The sequence below is a fragment of the Bradyrhizobium sp. USDA 3311 genome (assembly GCF_054062495.1).
On sequence record NZ_JBSSFI010000001.1, the window covers coordinates 696,016 to 710,513 of the forward strand.

Here is a 14,498-nt window from a genome sequence, read left to right on the forward strand (position 1 = left end):
GTGGCGCGCAACTCTCAACTCCGAGTCTTCGCCAAACTACTCCCTGGGGTAATGGGTCCTGGATCTGCGCTCCGCTCCGCTGCGCTTGTCCAGGACGACGGAGGAAAGATACGCGCGCTGCAATACGCAATAGCCGCCGTTCACAACGGCGGATCGATCGCCTCGTCGTATTCCTTCTTGAAGCGCGCGATCAGCTCGGCGGCAGGCAGAACCTGGTCGACGCTGCCGATGCCCTGGCCCGAGCCCCAGATCTCCTTCCAGGCCTTTGGCTTGGCGCGCTCGCCGGAGGCGTCGGTGCCGAAGTTCATCTTGGACGGATCGGACGTCGGCAGGTTCTCCGGATCCATGCCGGCGGCGAGGATCGAGGGCTTCAGATAATTGCCGTGCACGCCGGTGAAGAGGTTGGAATAGACGATGTCGTCGGCCGTCGACCCCGCGATCATCTCCTTGTACTTCTCGACAGCGTTGGCTTCCTTGGTCGCAATGAAGGCCGAGCCGATATAGGCGAAGTCGGCGCCGAGGATGCGCGCGGCGCGGATCGCCTTGCCGTTGCCGATTGCGCCCGACAGCGCGATCGGGCCGTCGAACCACTTTCGCGTTTCCGCCACGAAGGCAAGCGGCGAGATCACGCCGGCGTGGCCGCCGGCGCCGGCCGCGACCAGGATCAGGCCGTCGGCACCCTTCTCGATCGCCTTGTGCGCGAATTTCTGGTTGATCACGTCGTGGAAGACGATGCCGCCCCAGCCGTGCACGGCCTGGTTCAGTTCCTCGCGCGCGCCGAGCGAGGAGATGATCATCGGCACCTTGTACTTGGCGCAGAGCTGCATGTCGTGATCGAGCCGGTTGTTCGACTTGTGCACGATCTGGTTGACCGCGAACGGCGCCGACGGCCTGTCGGGATGCGCGCGATCATAGGCCGCGAGCTCTTCGGTGATCCGCGCCAGCCATTCGTCGAGCAGCTCGGGCGGCCGCGCGTTCAGCGCCGGAAACGAGCCGACGACACCCGCCTTGCACTGCGCGATCACGAGATCGGGCACCGAGATGATGAAGAGCGGCGAGCCGATCACGGGGATCGACAGGCGCCCTTTGAACAAGGCAGGCATGGACATCGCGAAACGATCCTCTATTGGCGGTCAAATCGAAGTTGGGAGCCATACCAACAAGGCAATCTTTCCACTGTCAAGTATTGCGTTTTGCCGCCGCGGAAGATGCCGTTACCGCAATTCCAAGCCGCGGAATTCCTCTTCCGTCATTCCGGGGCGCCGAAAGGCGCGAGCCCGGTATCCGTCTGACCTCCGCACGCGTGGGCGAAATGGATTCCGGGTTCGCGCTTCGCGCGCCCCGGAATGACCATGAGACATCACGCAATCAGGTCCGGATTGATCAGCCGCTCGAACGAGAACATCTCGTCCCACTTCTCCTGCGTCAGCAGCTTGCGCTCGACAACCACGATCTGGTGCAGCGACTTGCCGCTCTTGTAACCCTCGCGCGCGATCTCGGCGCATTGCTTGTAGCCGAGCAGCGGCTTCAGCACCGTGACGATACCGAGCGAGTTCAGCACCATGTTGCGGGTGTGCTCCGCGTTGGCGGTGATGCCGACGACGCAGTTCTCGCGCAGGCTGTTGACCGCGCGCTCCATGGTGCGGATCGAGAAGAACAGCGCGAACGAGATCACCGGTTCCATCACGTTGAGTTGGAGCTGGCCGGCGGACGCGGCAAGCGTCACCGTGGTGTCGAGGCCGATGACAAGGAAGCTGGTCTGGTTGACGACCTCGGGGATCACGGGATTGACCTTCCCCGGCATGATCGAGGAGCCCGGCTGGAGCTGCGGCAGGTTGATCTCGTTGAAGCCGGCGCGCGGGCCCGAAGCCAGCAACCGGATGTCGTTGCAGATTTTTGTCAGCTTGCTCGCCGTGCGCTTGAGCACGCCGGAGAGCTGCACATAGGCACCGGTATCCGAGGTCGCCTCGACGAGGTCGCCGGCGAGAATGAAGTCGATGCCGGTCAGCGCGCTCAGATGCCGGACGGCGAGCTTGGGATAGCCGTGCGCCGCGGTGACGGAGGTGCCGATCGCGGTCGCGCCGAGATTGATCTCGCGCAGCAGCGCCCGTGCCTCGGAGATACGATCGACCTCCTCGCCCATGGTGGTACCCCAGCCGCGGAATTCGGCGCCGAGCGACATCGGCACGGCGTCCTGAAGATGCGTACGGCCCATCTTCAGCACGCGGTCGAACTCACGGCCCTTGGCGAAGAACGCCTCCTGGAGCTGGCGCAGCGCCGTCATGTAGCTCTCGAGCCGCAGGATCAGCGCGAGGCGAAAGGCGGTCGGATAGGTGTCGTTGGTCGACTGGCCGTAGTTCACATGATCGTTCGGGCTGACGTGCTGGTAGTCGCCCTTCTTGAAGCCCAGCGATTCCAGCGCGAGGTTGGCGATCACCTCGTTGGCGTTCATGTTGGTCGAGGTGCCGGCGCCGCCCTGGATGAAGTCGGTGACGAATTGATCCATCATGTCGCCGGCAATCACGCGGTCGCAGCCGAGGATGATCGCATCGGCCACCCTGGCGTCGATCACGCCGAGATCGCGATTGGCCATCGCCGCGGCCTTCTTCACGTAACCCAGCGCCTTCACGAAGTATGGCTCCTGGTTCATCGGAATGCCGGTGATGTGGAAGTTCTCCTTCCCGCGGATGGTCTGGACGCCGTAGTAAATATCGTCGGCGATCTCACGCTGTCCGAGGAAATCCTGCTCCGTACGGCTCATGGGCGCTCCTGGTTGCTCGCGCGCGGCGTCGTCACGTCAGTTCTGGCACAGCGCGCTGGTCACGAAAGTATCGGTGCGGCAGTCGTCCGGTTTGCGTTGCCTGCCCGGGATGAGAACCTTGGCCGAGCATTTCTCGGCGGAGTCTGCGTTGAGGCTCTTGCCTTGCTTGTAGCCCTTGCCCTGGCAGAGCTGGTCGGCGGCCTGCTTGCAATCCGGCGCGCCGTTCGACGAGACCGGACAGGCCACGCGCCCGGAGACCATGGTCGAGGGCGTGGCCAGCCGCGACAGGTCATTCATGGTCTCGCTCGGACTTTTGATCGGCGGCAGGATCGAGGGCAGCTTGTCGAACAGCTTGCCCATTTCGTTGATCAGCCCGGGATTTTCCCCGCCCGCCGGCGGGGCAGGCGTCGATGGCGGCGGAGCAGCCTGCGGCCCCTGCTCCTGCAAGCCGAGCGCCGGCGGCGCGGATTGCGGCCATCCGGTCCCGCCCGCACCCAGCAGGAGCAGCAGCACTGCTGACGTCAGCGTCCCAAGCCGCACGGCCGGATTGCCGGATCGAACCATCATGACGGCAACCGTAGCCGAAGCCGGCGCAGCGGCAAAGCGCTGCGGATGCGTTATCCGTCGAGCATGATCTATCCGCAAAACCGCTTCACGCTTTGCGCTGACGCGGCCCTTCGGGTCCGGATCATGCTCTAGATCAGCTTGACCGCCACCACGAAGCCGAGCACCAGCACGGCGGCACCGAGCGCGACCCACAGACCGAGATGCTTCTCGATCCGAACCCGGATCCAGTCGCCATAGCGGTTGAGCAGGATCGCGGCGATGAAGAAGCGTCCGCCGCGCGCGACGATCGAGCACAGGACGAACAGGCCGATATTGTAGCCGGCAAAGCCCGAGGTGATGGTGACGAGCTTGTAGGGGATCGGCGTCAACCCCTTGAGCAGGATGATCACCGCACCCCACTCCGCATAGGAGGCGCGGAAGGCATCGACCTTGTCGCCGAGGCCATAGACCTGGATCAGCCAGTGGCCGACCGAGTCGAACAGCAGCGCACCGATGGCGTAGCCGAGCAGGCCGCCGAGCACCGAGGTGGCGGTGCAGACCGCCGCGTAGACCCAGGCGCGCTGCGGGCGCGCCAGCGACATCGGGATCAGCATCACATCCGGCGGAACCGGAAAGAAAGAGCTTTCGGCGAAAGCCACGGCTCCCATGATCCAGAGCGCGTAGGGCTTGTGGGCGGCGTCGATGCACCAGTCGTAGATACGTTTCAGCATGGCGCCGCGATGAAGCACCATGGGACGGATTTGTCCATGCCGAGATTGAGGCGAATTATGACGGTTCTAGTGGCGCTTGCGCGCCGTACGGCCCTCGAGCGCGACAATTGGCCGCCTCGCAGCGACGCGCGGTGACGCAACTTTGGGCAGCTTCATCGCCGACTTCGGCAGTTTCTCGGCGATGCCGAGCATGTCTTCCCGCCGCGTCATCTCGCGCCAGACGTCCTCGGGGCGCACGCCGGCCGAGGCCCAGAGCACGGTGAGATTGTAGAGCAGGTCGGCGCTTTCCCGGACCACGGCATCGGTGTCGCCATTGACGGCATCGATGACGACCTCAATCGCCTCTTCGGCCAGTTTCTTCGCCATTTTGGAGGGGCCACGCTGAAACAGCCGGGCGGTGCGCGATGTTGCCGGATCAAGGTCTCTGGCCGCGAGCACAGCCAGATATAGCCGCTCAAGCGAATCACTCATGGTACTCAAAACTACTCTAAACCAATGGCGAACGCGTTAACGCCCGGCAATTAAAGCAAAAAACAGGCCGGCGCGGCAAGTGCGACGGCCTGTTTTGGTCAACCCTTGGTAGCCAAGGTCTGGTCGCCAGGGCTGGTCTTCAAGGCTGGTCTTCAAGGCTCGTCGTCAAGGCTAGTAGCAGTTGGTGTAATAGCCTTGGCCGCAGAGCTCGGAGGGGGCGGTGCCGCCGTAGCGCTGATACTGGTAGTTCGGGCCCGGACCGTAATAGGGGCCGTCGCCGTAATAGGCAGGGCCGCTGTAATAGGCCGGACCGCCATAACCGCCATAATAGGGCCCGTTGTCGTAGGCATAGGCATTGCGGGTCGCGGCGATGGCAAGGCCGGTGCCGACGATGCCGGCAAAGGCTGCGGCAGCCGCTGCGCCACCACCACCACGCCAGTGACGGCCGCCGGCGTATGAGGCGGTCGGAGCGACCGCAGTCAGCGCCAGCACCGCAGCGGTGGCGAGAACGGCCTTGCGGCCGGCCAGTCTCGAAAATCGGTCGAACATGTCCTGGACCCTCCTTGGGACCTCGAATGGTGCCTGCGCAGACAGGCTCATGTCTTTCAAACACCCACGTCCCATGTTGGGTTCCCGAACCCCAACACAAGCTGAACGGGGTTGCGTAATCGTGACGCAACCACCGCTCATCCGCCGTTCATATTGGCGCGCGCAGGCTCGTCGCCGGCCGGCGCTGCGAGCGTCACGAAACCACAACAATGCGGGACCGGCGCAACTGATGTCAGAATTCAAGACGATCATTTCTCGTTGCCTGCTGGCGCTCTCGATCTCGCTTGCGACACTGACCGCACGCGACGTCACGGCGGCCGAGACCGCCGTGCCCTCCGTCGCGATCCACTTCACCTTCGACCGCCCGATCGATGCGAGCATGGCGCCGTTCTTCCTTGCCGCGAAGGACGGCAAATTCGGCGCCGAGCGCCTCAACGTCTCCTTCAACACCGCGCCCGGGTCCCCGGAGACGCTCGCGCGCGTCGCCAAGGGCGACAGCGAGCTCGCGCTCGTCGACATCAACGAGCTGATCCGCTTTCGCGACAAGGACGAGGCGGCGCCGCTCAAGGCGGTGTTCGTGCTGTTCAACCGCGCGCCCTACGCGATCGTCGCGCGCAGGAGCCGCGGCATCCACCTGTTGCCCGATCTCGACGGCAAGACCGTCGGCGTCGCCGACAGCGATCTGTCGATGCGGCTGTGGCCGGCGCTGGCGCAGCAGAACGGCATCAACGTGTCGCGCATCAAATTCCACAAGATGAGCGCGGCGGTGCGCGAGCCGATCCTGTCCGCAGGGCAAGTCGATGCCGTCGCCGGCTTCAGCTATCTCTCGGCGGTGAACCTGCGCGACCGCGGCGTGCCCGGCGACGATCTCGTGGTGCTGCGCTACGTCGACTATGGCTGCGAAGCCTATGGCTTTGCCGTGGTGGCCAACCCCGCTTTCGCCGCGGCGAAGCCGGACGCCGTGAGGGGATTTGTCCGCGCCTTGATCGCCGGTATCAACGCGACCGTCAAAGAGCCCGCCCGTGCGGCGGACGAGGCCGCGAGCCGTATCGACGACGGCGACCGCGACCTCGAACTGGAGCGCCTGCGCACCGTGCTCGTCGACAACATCCTGACCGACGAGGTCAAGCGCAACGGTCTCGGCGGCATCGACCCGGCGCGGCTGGACCGCTCGATCGAGCAGATCGCCCAGGACTTCAAATTCCGCAAGCGGCCGGCCGCGGGCGACATCTTCGACGACCAGTTCCTGCCGCCGGTCGCAGGGCGGCTGATCAATTGAGCAAAACCGATAGCTTCCGCTGTATCTCGCGGACGATCCCTGCTTAGAATACGGGCCCCGTTATCCGCCCGAGTTGCCGGTCCGCATGTCCATTTTCAGCCTCTACACCCGCGTTCTCGAGCTGCTCGGCAAGGAGGCGCGGCTGGGCTGGCTGCTGGCGTTTGCCAATCTCCTGCTCGCCGCCTCGCAATTCGCCGAGCCCGTCCTGTTCGGCCGCATCGTCGACGTGCTCTCCGGCAAGTCAGTCGCCGGTTCGAGCTCGGCATGGCCCTTCCTGGCTGCCTGGGTCGCGTTCGGGCTGTTCACCATCGCATGCAGCGCGCTCGTTGCGCTGCAAGCCGACCGGCTGTCCCACCGCCAGCGCCAGGCGGTGCTGACCGACTATTTCGAGCACATCCTGCAGCTGCCGCTGACCTTCCACTCCGGCACCCATTCGGGCCGGCTGATGAAGGTGATGCTCAACGGCACCGACGCGTTGTGGCGGCTGTGGCTCGGCTTCTTCCGCGAGCACTTTGCCGCAATCCTCTCGGTCGTGGTGCTGCTGCCGCTGTCGCTCTATCTGAACTGGCGGCTCGCGATCCTGCTGTTCGTGCTCTGCATCGTCTTCACGGCGCTGACGACTTTCGTCGTGCGCCGGACCTTCGGCATGCAGATGGCGGTCGAGGAGCACTACAGCGAGCTCTCCGCGCGGGCCTCCGACGCGCTCGGCAACGTCGCGCTGGTGCAGAGCTTCGTGCGCGTCGAATCCGAGGTGCAGGGGCTGCGCTCGGTCGCGAATCAATTGCTCGAAGCCCAGATGCCGGTGTTGTCCTGGTGGGCGCTCGTCACCGTCATCACGCGCGCCTCCACCACCATCACTGTGCTCGCGATCTTCACGCTCGGCATCGCCCTGCACGACCAGGGGCTGACCTCGGTCGGCGAGATCGTGATGTTCGTGAGCTTTGCGACGCTGCTGATCCAGAAGCTCGAGCAGGTCGTGAGCTTCATCAACAACGTGTTCATGGAAGCGCCGCGCCTGCGCGAATTCTTCAACGTGCTCGATGCCGTGCCGGCGGTCCACGACCGTCCCGACGCGATCGATGCCGGACGCCTGTCCGGCCTCGTCGAGTTCAACGACGTCACCTTCTCCTATGACGGCAAGCGCCCCGCGGTCGAGGACCTCTCCTTCACCGCGCTGCCCGGGCAGACCGTCGCGCTGGTCGGCCCGACCGGCGCCGGCAAGTCCACCGCGATTGCGCTGTTGCATCGCGCCTTCGATCCGCAATCCGGCTTCATCAGGATCGACGGCATGGACGTGCGCGGCGTTACACTGACCTCGCTGCGGCGAAACATCGGCGTCGTGTTCCAGGAAGCGCTCTTGTTCAACCGCTCGATCGCGGAGAATTTGCGCGTCGGCAAGCCGGATGCGACCGAAGCCGAGATGCGCAAGGCGGCCGAGCGCGCACAGGCGCTCGAATTCATCGAGCGCAGCGGCGGGTTCGAGACCAATGCCGGCGAGCGCGGCCGCATGCTCTCCGGCGGCGAGCGGCAGCGGCTGTCGATCGCGCGTGCGCTGCTGAAGGACCCGCCGATCCTGATCCTGGACGAGGCGACCAGCGCGCTCGACGCCGTTACCGAGGTCAAGGTGAACGCCGCTCTCGACGAAGTGATGAGGGGCCGCACCACCTTCGTGATCGCCCACCGCCTCGCCACCATCCGCAACGCCACGCGGATCCTGGTATTCGAGAACGGGCGCGTGACCGAAAGCGGAACTTTCGATGAACTCGTGGCCAAAGGCGGCCATTTTGCCGAGCTCGCCAGGGCCCAGTTCATGGTGCAGGAACAGTCACGAGCCAACACACGGGCCAGCGTGACGGCGGCCGAGACTATCGCGACTGCGGCCAAATCCCCCTAGCAAGTCCCCGCAGGACCGCCGAAATTCGGCCTATTTCATTGCGGAATACCGCGCCGAAACCCCTATTCTCGACGCAGGAGCCGGTATAGGTTTGCGACGCCGCAAGCGGCGGCGCCGGAATTCAAAACCCGAAACTCAGATCACGAGAACCGTCCGGAACCGGCGGATCTCCAAGGACCGGAATCGGATAGTGCACGCCTTTCGCCCGCTGCTTCGCAAATCCCTGTTCAACCTGTTCGCTGCGGCCCTCGCATGCGCCGCGCTGCTCGCGCCGCGCGCGGCGAGCGCCGAAGCGCTGCTGCTGATCGAAGCCGACAGCGGCAAGGTGTTGCAGGCGGATAACGCGACCATTCCCTGGTATCCGGCATCCGTCACCAAGATCATGACCGCCTATGTCACGTTGAAGGCGGTGAAGGACGGCAGGCTCACGCTCGACACGCTGCTCACGGTGTCGCCGACCGCGGCCTCGCAGTCGCCGTCGAAAATGGGGTTCCGGCCCGGAACACAGCTCACCGTCGACAACGCGCTGAAGATGATGATGGTCAAGTCGGCGAACGACATGGCCGTGGTGCTCGCCGAAGGCGTCGGCGGATCGATCGACGGCTTCTCCGTCATGATGAACGATACCGCCAAGAAGCTCGGCATGACGCAGACGAGCTACGTCAATCCGAACGGCCTACCCGCCGATGGTCAGATCACGTCTGCGCGGGATCTCGGCATTCTCGCACGCTCGTTCCTGCGCGACCTGCCGGAATACGAATACTTCGTGCACATTCCGGCGATCCGTTTCGGCAAGCGCGTCACGGGGAATTTCAACAAGCTGATCGGCCGCTATCCCGGCGCCGACGGTTTCAAGACCGGCTTCATCTGCGCTTCCGGTTACAACCTCGTCGCCTCGGCCACGCGTAACGGCCGCCGGCTGATCGCGGTTGTGCTCGGCGCCAATTCCGGAACGGCGCGCGCGGTGAAGGCGGCGCAGCTCCTGGAGCGCGGCTTCAGCCAGGACAATCTGTCGTGGCTGCGTCCCTCGCTCGGCACCGTCGAAAACCTCGTGCCGGTCGACGCCTCGCCGCCGAACCTGCGCGACGACATGTGCGGCGGCCATCGCAAGCGGCCGGCGAGCGACGACGACGATGCCCTGATCGCGGCCAATGGCGGCACGACCGGATCGGCCTCCGCCACCGGCGGCGAAGCCCAGGTGACCTTCTTCACCGCCGGGCTTCAGCCGCCCCTGATGAAGGCCTCCGAGCTGATGGCCTCGGCGCCGGCGGCGGCCGAGCCCGTGCTGGTCTATACCGGCCCGACCCGCACCGGCACTGCCCTGATCGCCGCGGTCGCAGCCGATGCCGACCAGCAGGCCACGCCGAAGGCGCGTGGCAAGAAGTCGCGTGTCGCCAAGAAACCCGATGCAGCCGACAAGCCGGCAGATAAGCCGAAGGACACCAAGACGGCGGCAGCGAAGCCAGGCGCCAAGGGTGATGTGAAGGGTGACGCAAAGGCTGACACCAAGACCGCGGCCAAACCCGCGGGGACCAAGCATGCCGCGGCGAAGCCCGATGCGGCGAAACCCGCCGCAAATAGCGATCAGCCGGCAAAACCCGCCAAGCCCAAGGCCGCGACCAAGCCTCCCGCCAAGCCGGCCAACAACAGTTAACGCCCCTGCGAATTAAACCGAAGCCGGCGCTTCGCACCTGCGGCAGCGCGGTTTTGCGACGATTCCAGTAGCCACTCTCCGACCTTTGCCCTAAGCCTCGACGGCTTGCCACCCGTTCCGGCAGGCTCGATACTGGCGGTAATGAGGCAAGCCCGAGATACAACGGGCTCTGATGTAGGAGAGGGGAGTTTCCATGGAGCGCATCTGGCTTAAGCAATATCCGCCCGGCGTGCCCGCCGATATCGAGCCGACGCAATACGCATCGCTGGTCGACCTTCTGGAGGAGAGCTTCGCCAAGTTCGCCGACCGCAAGGCGTTCATCTGCATGGACAAGTCGATCAGCTACCGCGACCTCGACCAGATGTCGGTTGCGCTGGCCGCCTATCTGCAAGGCCGCGGACTCCAGCGCGGCGCTCGCGTCGCCATCATGATGCCGAACGTGCTGCAATACCCGATCGCCACCGCCGCGGTGCTGCGGGCCGGTTTTGCGGTGGTCAACGTCAATCCGCTCTACACGCCGCGCGAGCTCGAGCATCAGCTCAAGGATTCCGGCGCCGAAGCCATCATCGTGCTGGAGAACTTTGCCCACACCGTCGAGCAGGTGATCACTAAGACATCGGTAAAGCACGTCATCGTCGCCAGCATGGGCGACCTGCTCGGCTTCAAGGGCGTGATCGTCAACCTCGTCGTCCGCCGCGTCAAGAAAATGGTACCGGCCTGGTCGCTGCCGGGCGCGGTGTCCTTTAACGACGCGCTGTCGGCCGGCCGCGGCTTGACATTCAACAAGCCGAAACTGTCGCCGGGCGACGTCGCCTTCCTGCAATATACCGGCGGCACCACCGGCGTCTCCAAGGGCGCGACCCTGCTCCACCGCAACATCGTCGCCAACGTCTTGCAGAACGATGCCTGGCTCCAGCCGGCGCTCGCCGCGCCTCCGCATGTCGACCAGTTGATGATCGTCTGCGCGCTGCCGCTCTATCACATCTTCGCGCTGACGGCCTGCTACCTGCTCGCGGTGCGCGCCGGCGGCTGCAATCTCCTGATCCCCAACCCGCGCGACATCGCGGGCTTCGTCAAGGAGCTGGCGAAGTACCAGGTCAACAGCTTCCCGGCCGTCAACACACTGTACAACGGCCTGATGCACCATCCGGACTTCAAGAAGCTCGACTTCTCCAAGCTGAAGATCTCCAACGGCGGCGGCATGGCCGTGCAGCGCCCCGTCGCCGAGCAGTGGAAGGCGGTGACCGGCTGCTTCATCGCCGAAGGCTATGGCCTGTCGGAAACCTCGCCGACGCTGACCTGCAATCCGGCAACCACGAACGATTTCTCCGGCTCGATCGGCATCCCCGTGCCCTCGACCTATATTTCCATCCGCGACGACGACGGCAATGAAGTGCCGCTCGGCCAGGCCGGCGAGATCTGCGCCAAGGGCCCGCAGGTGATGTCGGGTTACTGGAACAGGCCGGAAGAGACCGCCAAGGTGATGACCGCGGACGGCTATTTCCGCACCGGCGACATCGGCGTGATGGACGAGAAGGGCTACACCAAGATCGTGGACCGCAAGAAGGACATGATCCTGGTCTCCGGCTTCAACGTCTACCCGAACGAGATCGAGGAAGTGATCGCGAGCCATCCGGGCGTGCTCGAATGCGCCGTGATCGGCATCCCCGATTCCAAATCGGGCGAAGCGGTGAAGGCCTTCGTGGTGAAGAAGGACCAAAACCTCACCGCCGAAGCCGTGATCAAGTTCTGTCACGAGCAGCTCACCGGCTACAAGGTGCCCAAGCACATCGAATTTCGCACCGACCTGCCGAAGACCAACGTCGGCAAGATCCTGCGCCGGCAGCTCCGCGACGAGAAGAAGGCGGAGGCGGCGTAAGGCTGCCTTTGAGTCATGACTGAGGTCGGCGACATCAAGCCGGCCGGCATTCTCGCCTTCTGGCGCGAGGCCGGCCGCGAACGCTGGTACAAGCGCAGCGAGGCTTTCGACGCGGAGGTCAGGCGCCGCTTTCTCGCCCTCTGGCAGCAGGCGGCCGCCGGCGAGCTCGCGTCATGGGAGGCAAGCGACGACGGCGCACTCGCGCTCGTCATCGTGCTCGATCAGTTCCCCCGCAACATGTTTCGCGGCGATCCCAGGACCTTCTCCAGCGATGCGCTGGCGCGCGAAATTGCCCGCCGCGCCATCGATCGGGGCGCGGATCGCCGGATCGATCCTGCCCTGCTCGAATTCCTCTACATGCCCTTCATGCATTCCGAGCACCTGCCCGACCAGCTGCACTGCATTGCGCTGTTTCAGGACGCCGACAATGCCGAGAACCTGAAATACGCGCGGGAGCACGCCGACATTATCCGCCGGTTCGGCCGCTTCCCCCACCGCAACCGCGTCCTCGGACGCCCGACCACCGAGGAAGAACAGGCCTTCCTCGACAATGGCGGCTTTTCCGGCTGATGACATCAAGGTGAAGGGCCGCAACCTTCGCCGCTTTCCCTGCCGGCAATATTGTGCAGGCCCGCCGCACAGTCTAAAAAGCGGGATCGATTTTCAGGGAGACTGACGATGGCGATCCAGACTGGCGACAAGCTGCCCGAGGCGAAATTCCGCGTGATGACGGCGGAAGGCCCGCAGGTGAAGACCACCGACGATATCTTCAAGGGCAAGAAGGTGGCGCTGTTCGCGGTGCCCGGCGCCTACACCGGCACCTGCCACAAAATGCATCTGCCGAGCATCTTCCTCAACGCCTACGCCATCAAGGACAAGGGCGTCGACACCATCGCCATCATCTCCGTCAACGACGCCTTCGTCATGAACGCCTGGAAGCGCGACACCGACCAGCGCGACGAGGCCGTCTTCCTCGCCGACGGCAATGCCGACTTCACCAAGGCGATCGGCATGGAGCTCGACGCCTCCGCCAACGGCCTCGGCATCCGCTCCAAGCGCTATTCGATGCTGGTCGAGGACGGCGTGGTGAAGAAGCTGAACCTCGAGGCGATGCCCGGCAAGGTCGAGGTGTCAGGCGGCGATACGCTGCTCGGGCAGCTCTGAGATAGATGTCATTCCGGGGCGCCTCGCAGAGGCGAACCCGGAATCACGAGATTCTCGGGTGCGCAATTGCGCACCTGAGTTCGGTGCTTTGCACCGCCCCGGAATGACGGAACAAACTGCTACTCCGCCACCCTCTGCTGCAACCTCGCCTTCACGATCCCGTCCCGCGCCAGCTGATCCGCGCGCTCGTTCTCGGGGTGGCCGGCGTGACCCTTGACCCAGTGCCAGCGGACCTGATGCGCCTTCAGCGCGGCGTCGAGGCGCTGCCAAAGCTCGACATTCTTGACCGGCTTCTTGTCGGCGGTGCGCCAGCCGTTGCGCTTCCAGCCGTGGATCCAGCCCGTGATCCCCTGCCGGACATACTGGCTGTCGGTGTAGAGATCGACGGTGCACGGCTTCTTCAGCGCTTCGAGCGCCGAGATCGCCGCCATCAGCTCCATCTGGTTGTTCGTGGTGTGACGCTCGCCGCCGTTCAGCTCCTTCTCCTTGTCGCCGAACTTCAGGATCGCGCCCCAGCCGCCGGGCCCGGGATTTCCCGAGCACGCGCCGTCGGTATAGATCGTGACGACGGGAAGCTCGCTCACGCGACCAGTCCTGACGGCATCAGCCCGTAGTCGCGCACGCTCGAGACGCTCTGGTGGAAGCGCAGCTTGCGGACATATTCCAGCGGATCCTTCGGCCTCACCAGCGCACCGGGCGGCACGTTGAGCCAGTCGACCAGCCGCGTCAGCAGGAAACGGATCGCGGCACCGCGCGCCAGCAGCGGCAGCGCGGCCTCTTCCGCCTCCGAGAGCTTGCGCACGCGGCCATAGGCGTTGAGGAAAGCGCGCGCCTTGGTGACGTTGAAGGAGTGATCCGGCTCGAAGCACCACGCGTTGAGGCAGATCGCGACGTCATAGGCCAGCATGTCGTTGCAGGCGAAGGTGAAGTCGATGATCCCCGAGAGCTTGTCGCCGAGGAAGAAGACGTTGTCGTTGAAGAGGTCGGCGTGGATCACGCCCTCGGGCAGATTGGTCGGCCAGACCCCGCTCGCGAGATAGTCGAGCTCGGCTGCGAGAAACGCGCGCAGGCCCGGCTGCACCTCGTCGGCGCGGCTTGCGGCCGCATCGAACAACGGTCGCCAGCCCGCGACCGAGAGCGCGTTCGCGCGCCTGATCGCGAAATTGGCGCCGGCCAGATGCATCCTGGCCAGGCCCTCGCCGACGCCGGCGCAATGGGCCGCGTTCGGCTTGCGCGGCCAGACGCCTTCGAGAAAGGTGATGATCGCGGCGGGGCGGCCCGACAACTCGCGCAGCGCCTCGCCGTCTCTTCCCTTCACCGGCAGCGGACAATTGACGCCGTGCTCGGCGAGATGCGTCATCAGCGCGAGGAAGAACGGCAGATCGTTCTTCGCCACGCGCTTCTCGTAGAGCGTGAGGATGAACGATCCCTTGGTGGTGTGCAGCAGGAAGTTGGAGTTCTCGACACCCTCGGCGATGCCCTTGTAGGAGAGCAATTCGCCGAGATCGTATTGGCTCAGGAAATCCGCAAGCTCGTCGGCGGCGACGTCGGTGTAGACCGCCATAGAGGT

The 14,498-nt window shown here is 64.7% G+C and carries 14 protein-coding genes; 6 read left to right on the forward strand and 8 right to left on the reverse strand.

Features of this window, described 5'->3' with window-relative positions; all coding sequences use genetic code 11:
• Positions 1-140 precede the first annotated feature (140 nt).
• The 6 genes from ACVWW6_RS03365 to ACVWW6_RS03390 form a co-directional block, all read right to left on the reverse strand.
• Positions 141-1,109, reverse strand: a complete 969-nt coding sequence (locus tag ACVWW6_RS03365; protein ID WP_011084145.1) for an NAD(P)H-dependent flavin oxidoreductase — start codon at positions 1,107-1,109, stop codon at positions 141-143.
• A 251-nt stretch (positions 1,110-1,360) separates the two neighbouring features.
• Positions 1,361-2,761 (reverse strand): aspartate ammonia-lyase, encoded by a 1,401-nt coding sequence (locus tag ACVWW6_RS03370; protein ID WP_011084144.1) that lies wholly within the window; start codon positions 2,759-2,761, stop codon positions 1,361-1,363.
• A 36-nt stretch (positions 2,762-2,797) separates the two neighbouring features.
• Positions 2,798-3,328 (reverse strand): hypothetical protein, encoded by a 531-nt coding sequence (locus ACVWW6_RS03375; protein WP_011084143.1) that lies wholly within the window; start codon positions 3,326-3,328, stop codon positions 2,798-2,800.
• Between the two features lie 128 nt (positions 3,329-3,456).
• A complete protein-coding gene (locus ACVWW6_RS03380; protein ID WP_161533195.1) occupies positions 3,457-4,059 on the reverse strand; it encodes a YqaA family protein in 603 nt (200 codons plus the stop codon).
• A 45-nt stretch (positions 4,060-4,104) separates the two neighbouring features.
• On the reverse strand, positions 4,105-4,509 hold the full coding sequence (hisE, locus tag ACVWW6_RS03385; RefSeq protein WP_011084141.1) for a phosphoribosyl-ATP diphosphatase: 405 nt from the start codon (positions 4,507-4,509) through the stop codon (positions 4,105-4,107).
• A gap of 171 nt (positions 4,510-4,680) precedes the next feature.
• The gene (locus ACVWW6_RS03390) at positions 4,681-5,058 is read right to left on the reverse strand and encodes a hypothetical protein (protein WP_028173590.1); all 378 of its coding nucleotides are present in this window, start codon (positions 5,056-5,058) and stop codon (positions 4,681-4,683) included.
• A 229-nt stretch (positions 5,059-5,287) separates the two neighbouring features.
• Between ACVWW6_RS03390 and ACVWW6_RS03395 the strand changes: the two genes are divergently transcribed.
• From ACVWW6_RS03395 to ACVWW6_RS03420, 6 genes are all read left to right on the forward strand, one after another.
• A complete protein-coding gene (locus ACVWW6_RS03395; RefSeq protein ID WP_456680122.1) occupies positions 5,288-6,337 on the forward strand; it encodes an ABC transporter substrate-binding protein in 1,050 nt (349 codons plus the stop codon).
• Positions 6,338-6,422: 85 nt separating this feature from the next.
• Positions 6,423-8,231 carry a glucan ABC transporter ATP-binding protein/ permease gene (locus ACVWW6_RS03400; RefSeq protein WP_011084139.1) on the forward strand — a complete coding sequence of 603 codons (1,809 nt, stop codon included), beginning with the start codon at positions 6,423-6,425 and terminating at the stop codon, positions 8,229-8,231.
• Between the two features lie 190 nt (positions 8,232-8,421).
• Complete coding sequence (locus ACVWW6_RS03405) at positions 8,422-9,885, forward strand: D-alanyl-D-alanine carboxypeptidase family protein (protein WP_404524447.1); 1,464 nt, start codon at positions 8,422-8,424, stop codon at positions 9,883-9,885.
• Positions 9,886-10,078: 193 nt separating this feature from the next.
• A complete protein-coding gene (locus ACVWW6_RS03410; protein WP_011084137.1) occupies positions 10,079-11,764 on the forward strand; it encodes a long-chain fatty acid--CoA ligase in 1,686 nt (561 codons plus the stop codon).
• Between the two features lie 15 nt (positions 11,765-11,779).
• Positions 11,780-12,334 carry a DUF924 family protein gene (locus ACVWW6_RS03415; protein WP_011084136.1) on the forward strand — a complete coding sequence of 185 codons (555 nt, stop codon included), beginning with the start codon at positions 11,780-11,782 and terminating at the stop codon, positions 12,332-12,334.
• Positions 12,335-12,442: 108 nt separating this feature from the next.
• Entirely contained in the window at positions 12,443-12,928 is a 486-nt protein-coding gene (locus ACVWW6_RS03420; RefSeq protein WP_011084135.1) for a peroxiredoxin, read from the forward strand.
• Between the two features lie 119 nt (positions 12,929-13,047).
• Here the strand turns inward: ACVWW6_RS03420 and rnhA are convergent, their stop codons facing one another.
• Both rnhA and ACVWW6_RS03430 read right to left on the reverse strand, forming a co-directional pair.
• On the reverse strand, positions 13,048-13,512 hold the full coding sequence (gene rnhA / locus ACVWW6_RS03425) for a ribonuclease HI (RefSeq protein WP_011084134.1): 465 nt from the start codon (positions 13,510-13,512) through the stop codon (positions 13,048-13,050).
• Entirely contained in the window at positions 13,509-14,492 is a 984-nt protein-coding gene (locus tag ACVWW6_RS03430; protein ID WP_011084133.1) for a homoserine kinase, read from the reverse strand. Before ACVWW6_RS03430 ends, rnhA begins: the two co-directional genes overlap by 4 nt.
• Positions 14,493-14,498 lie beyond the last annotated feature (6 nt).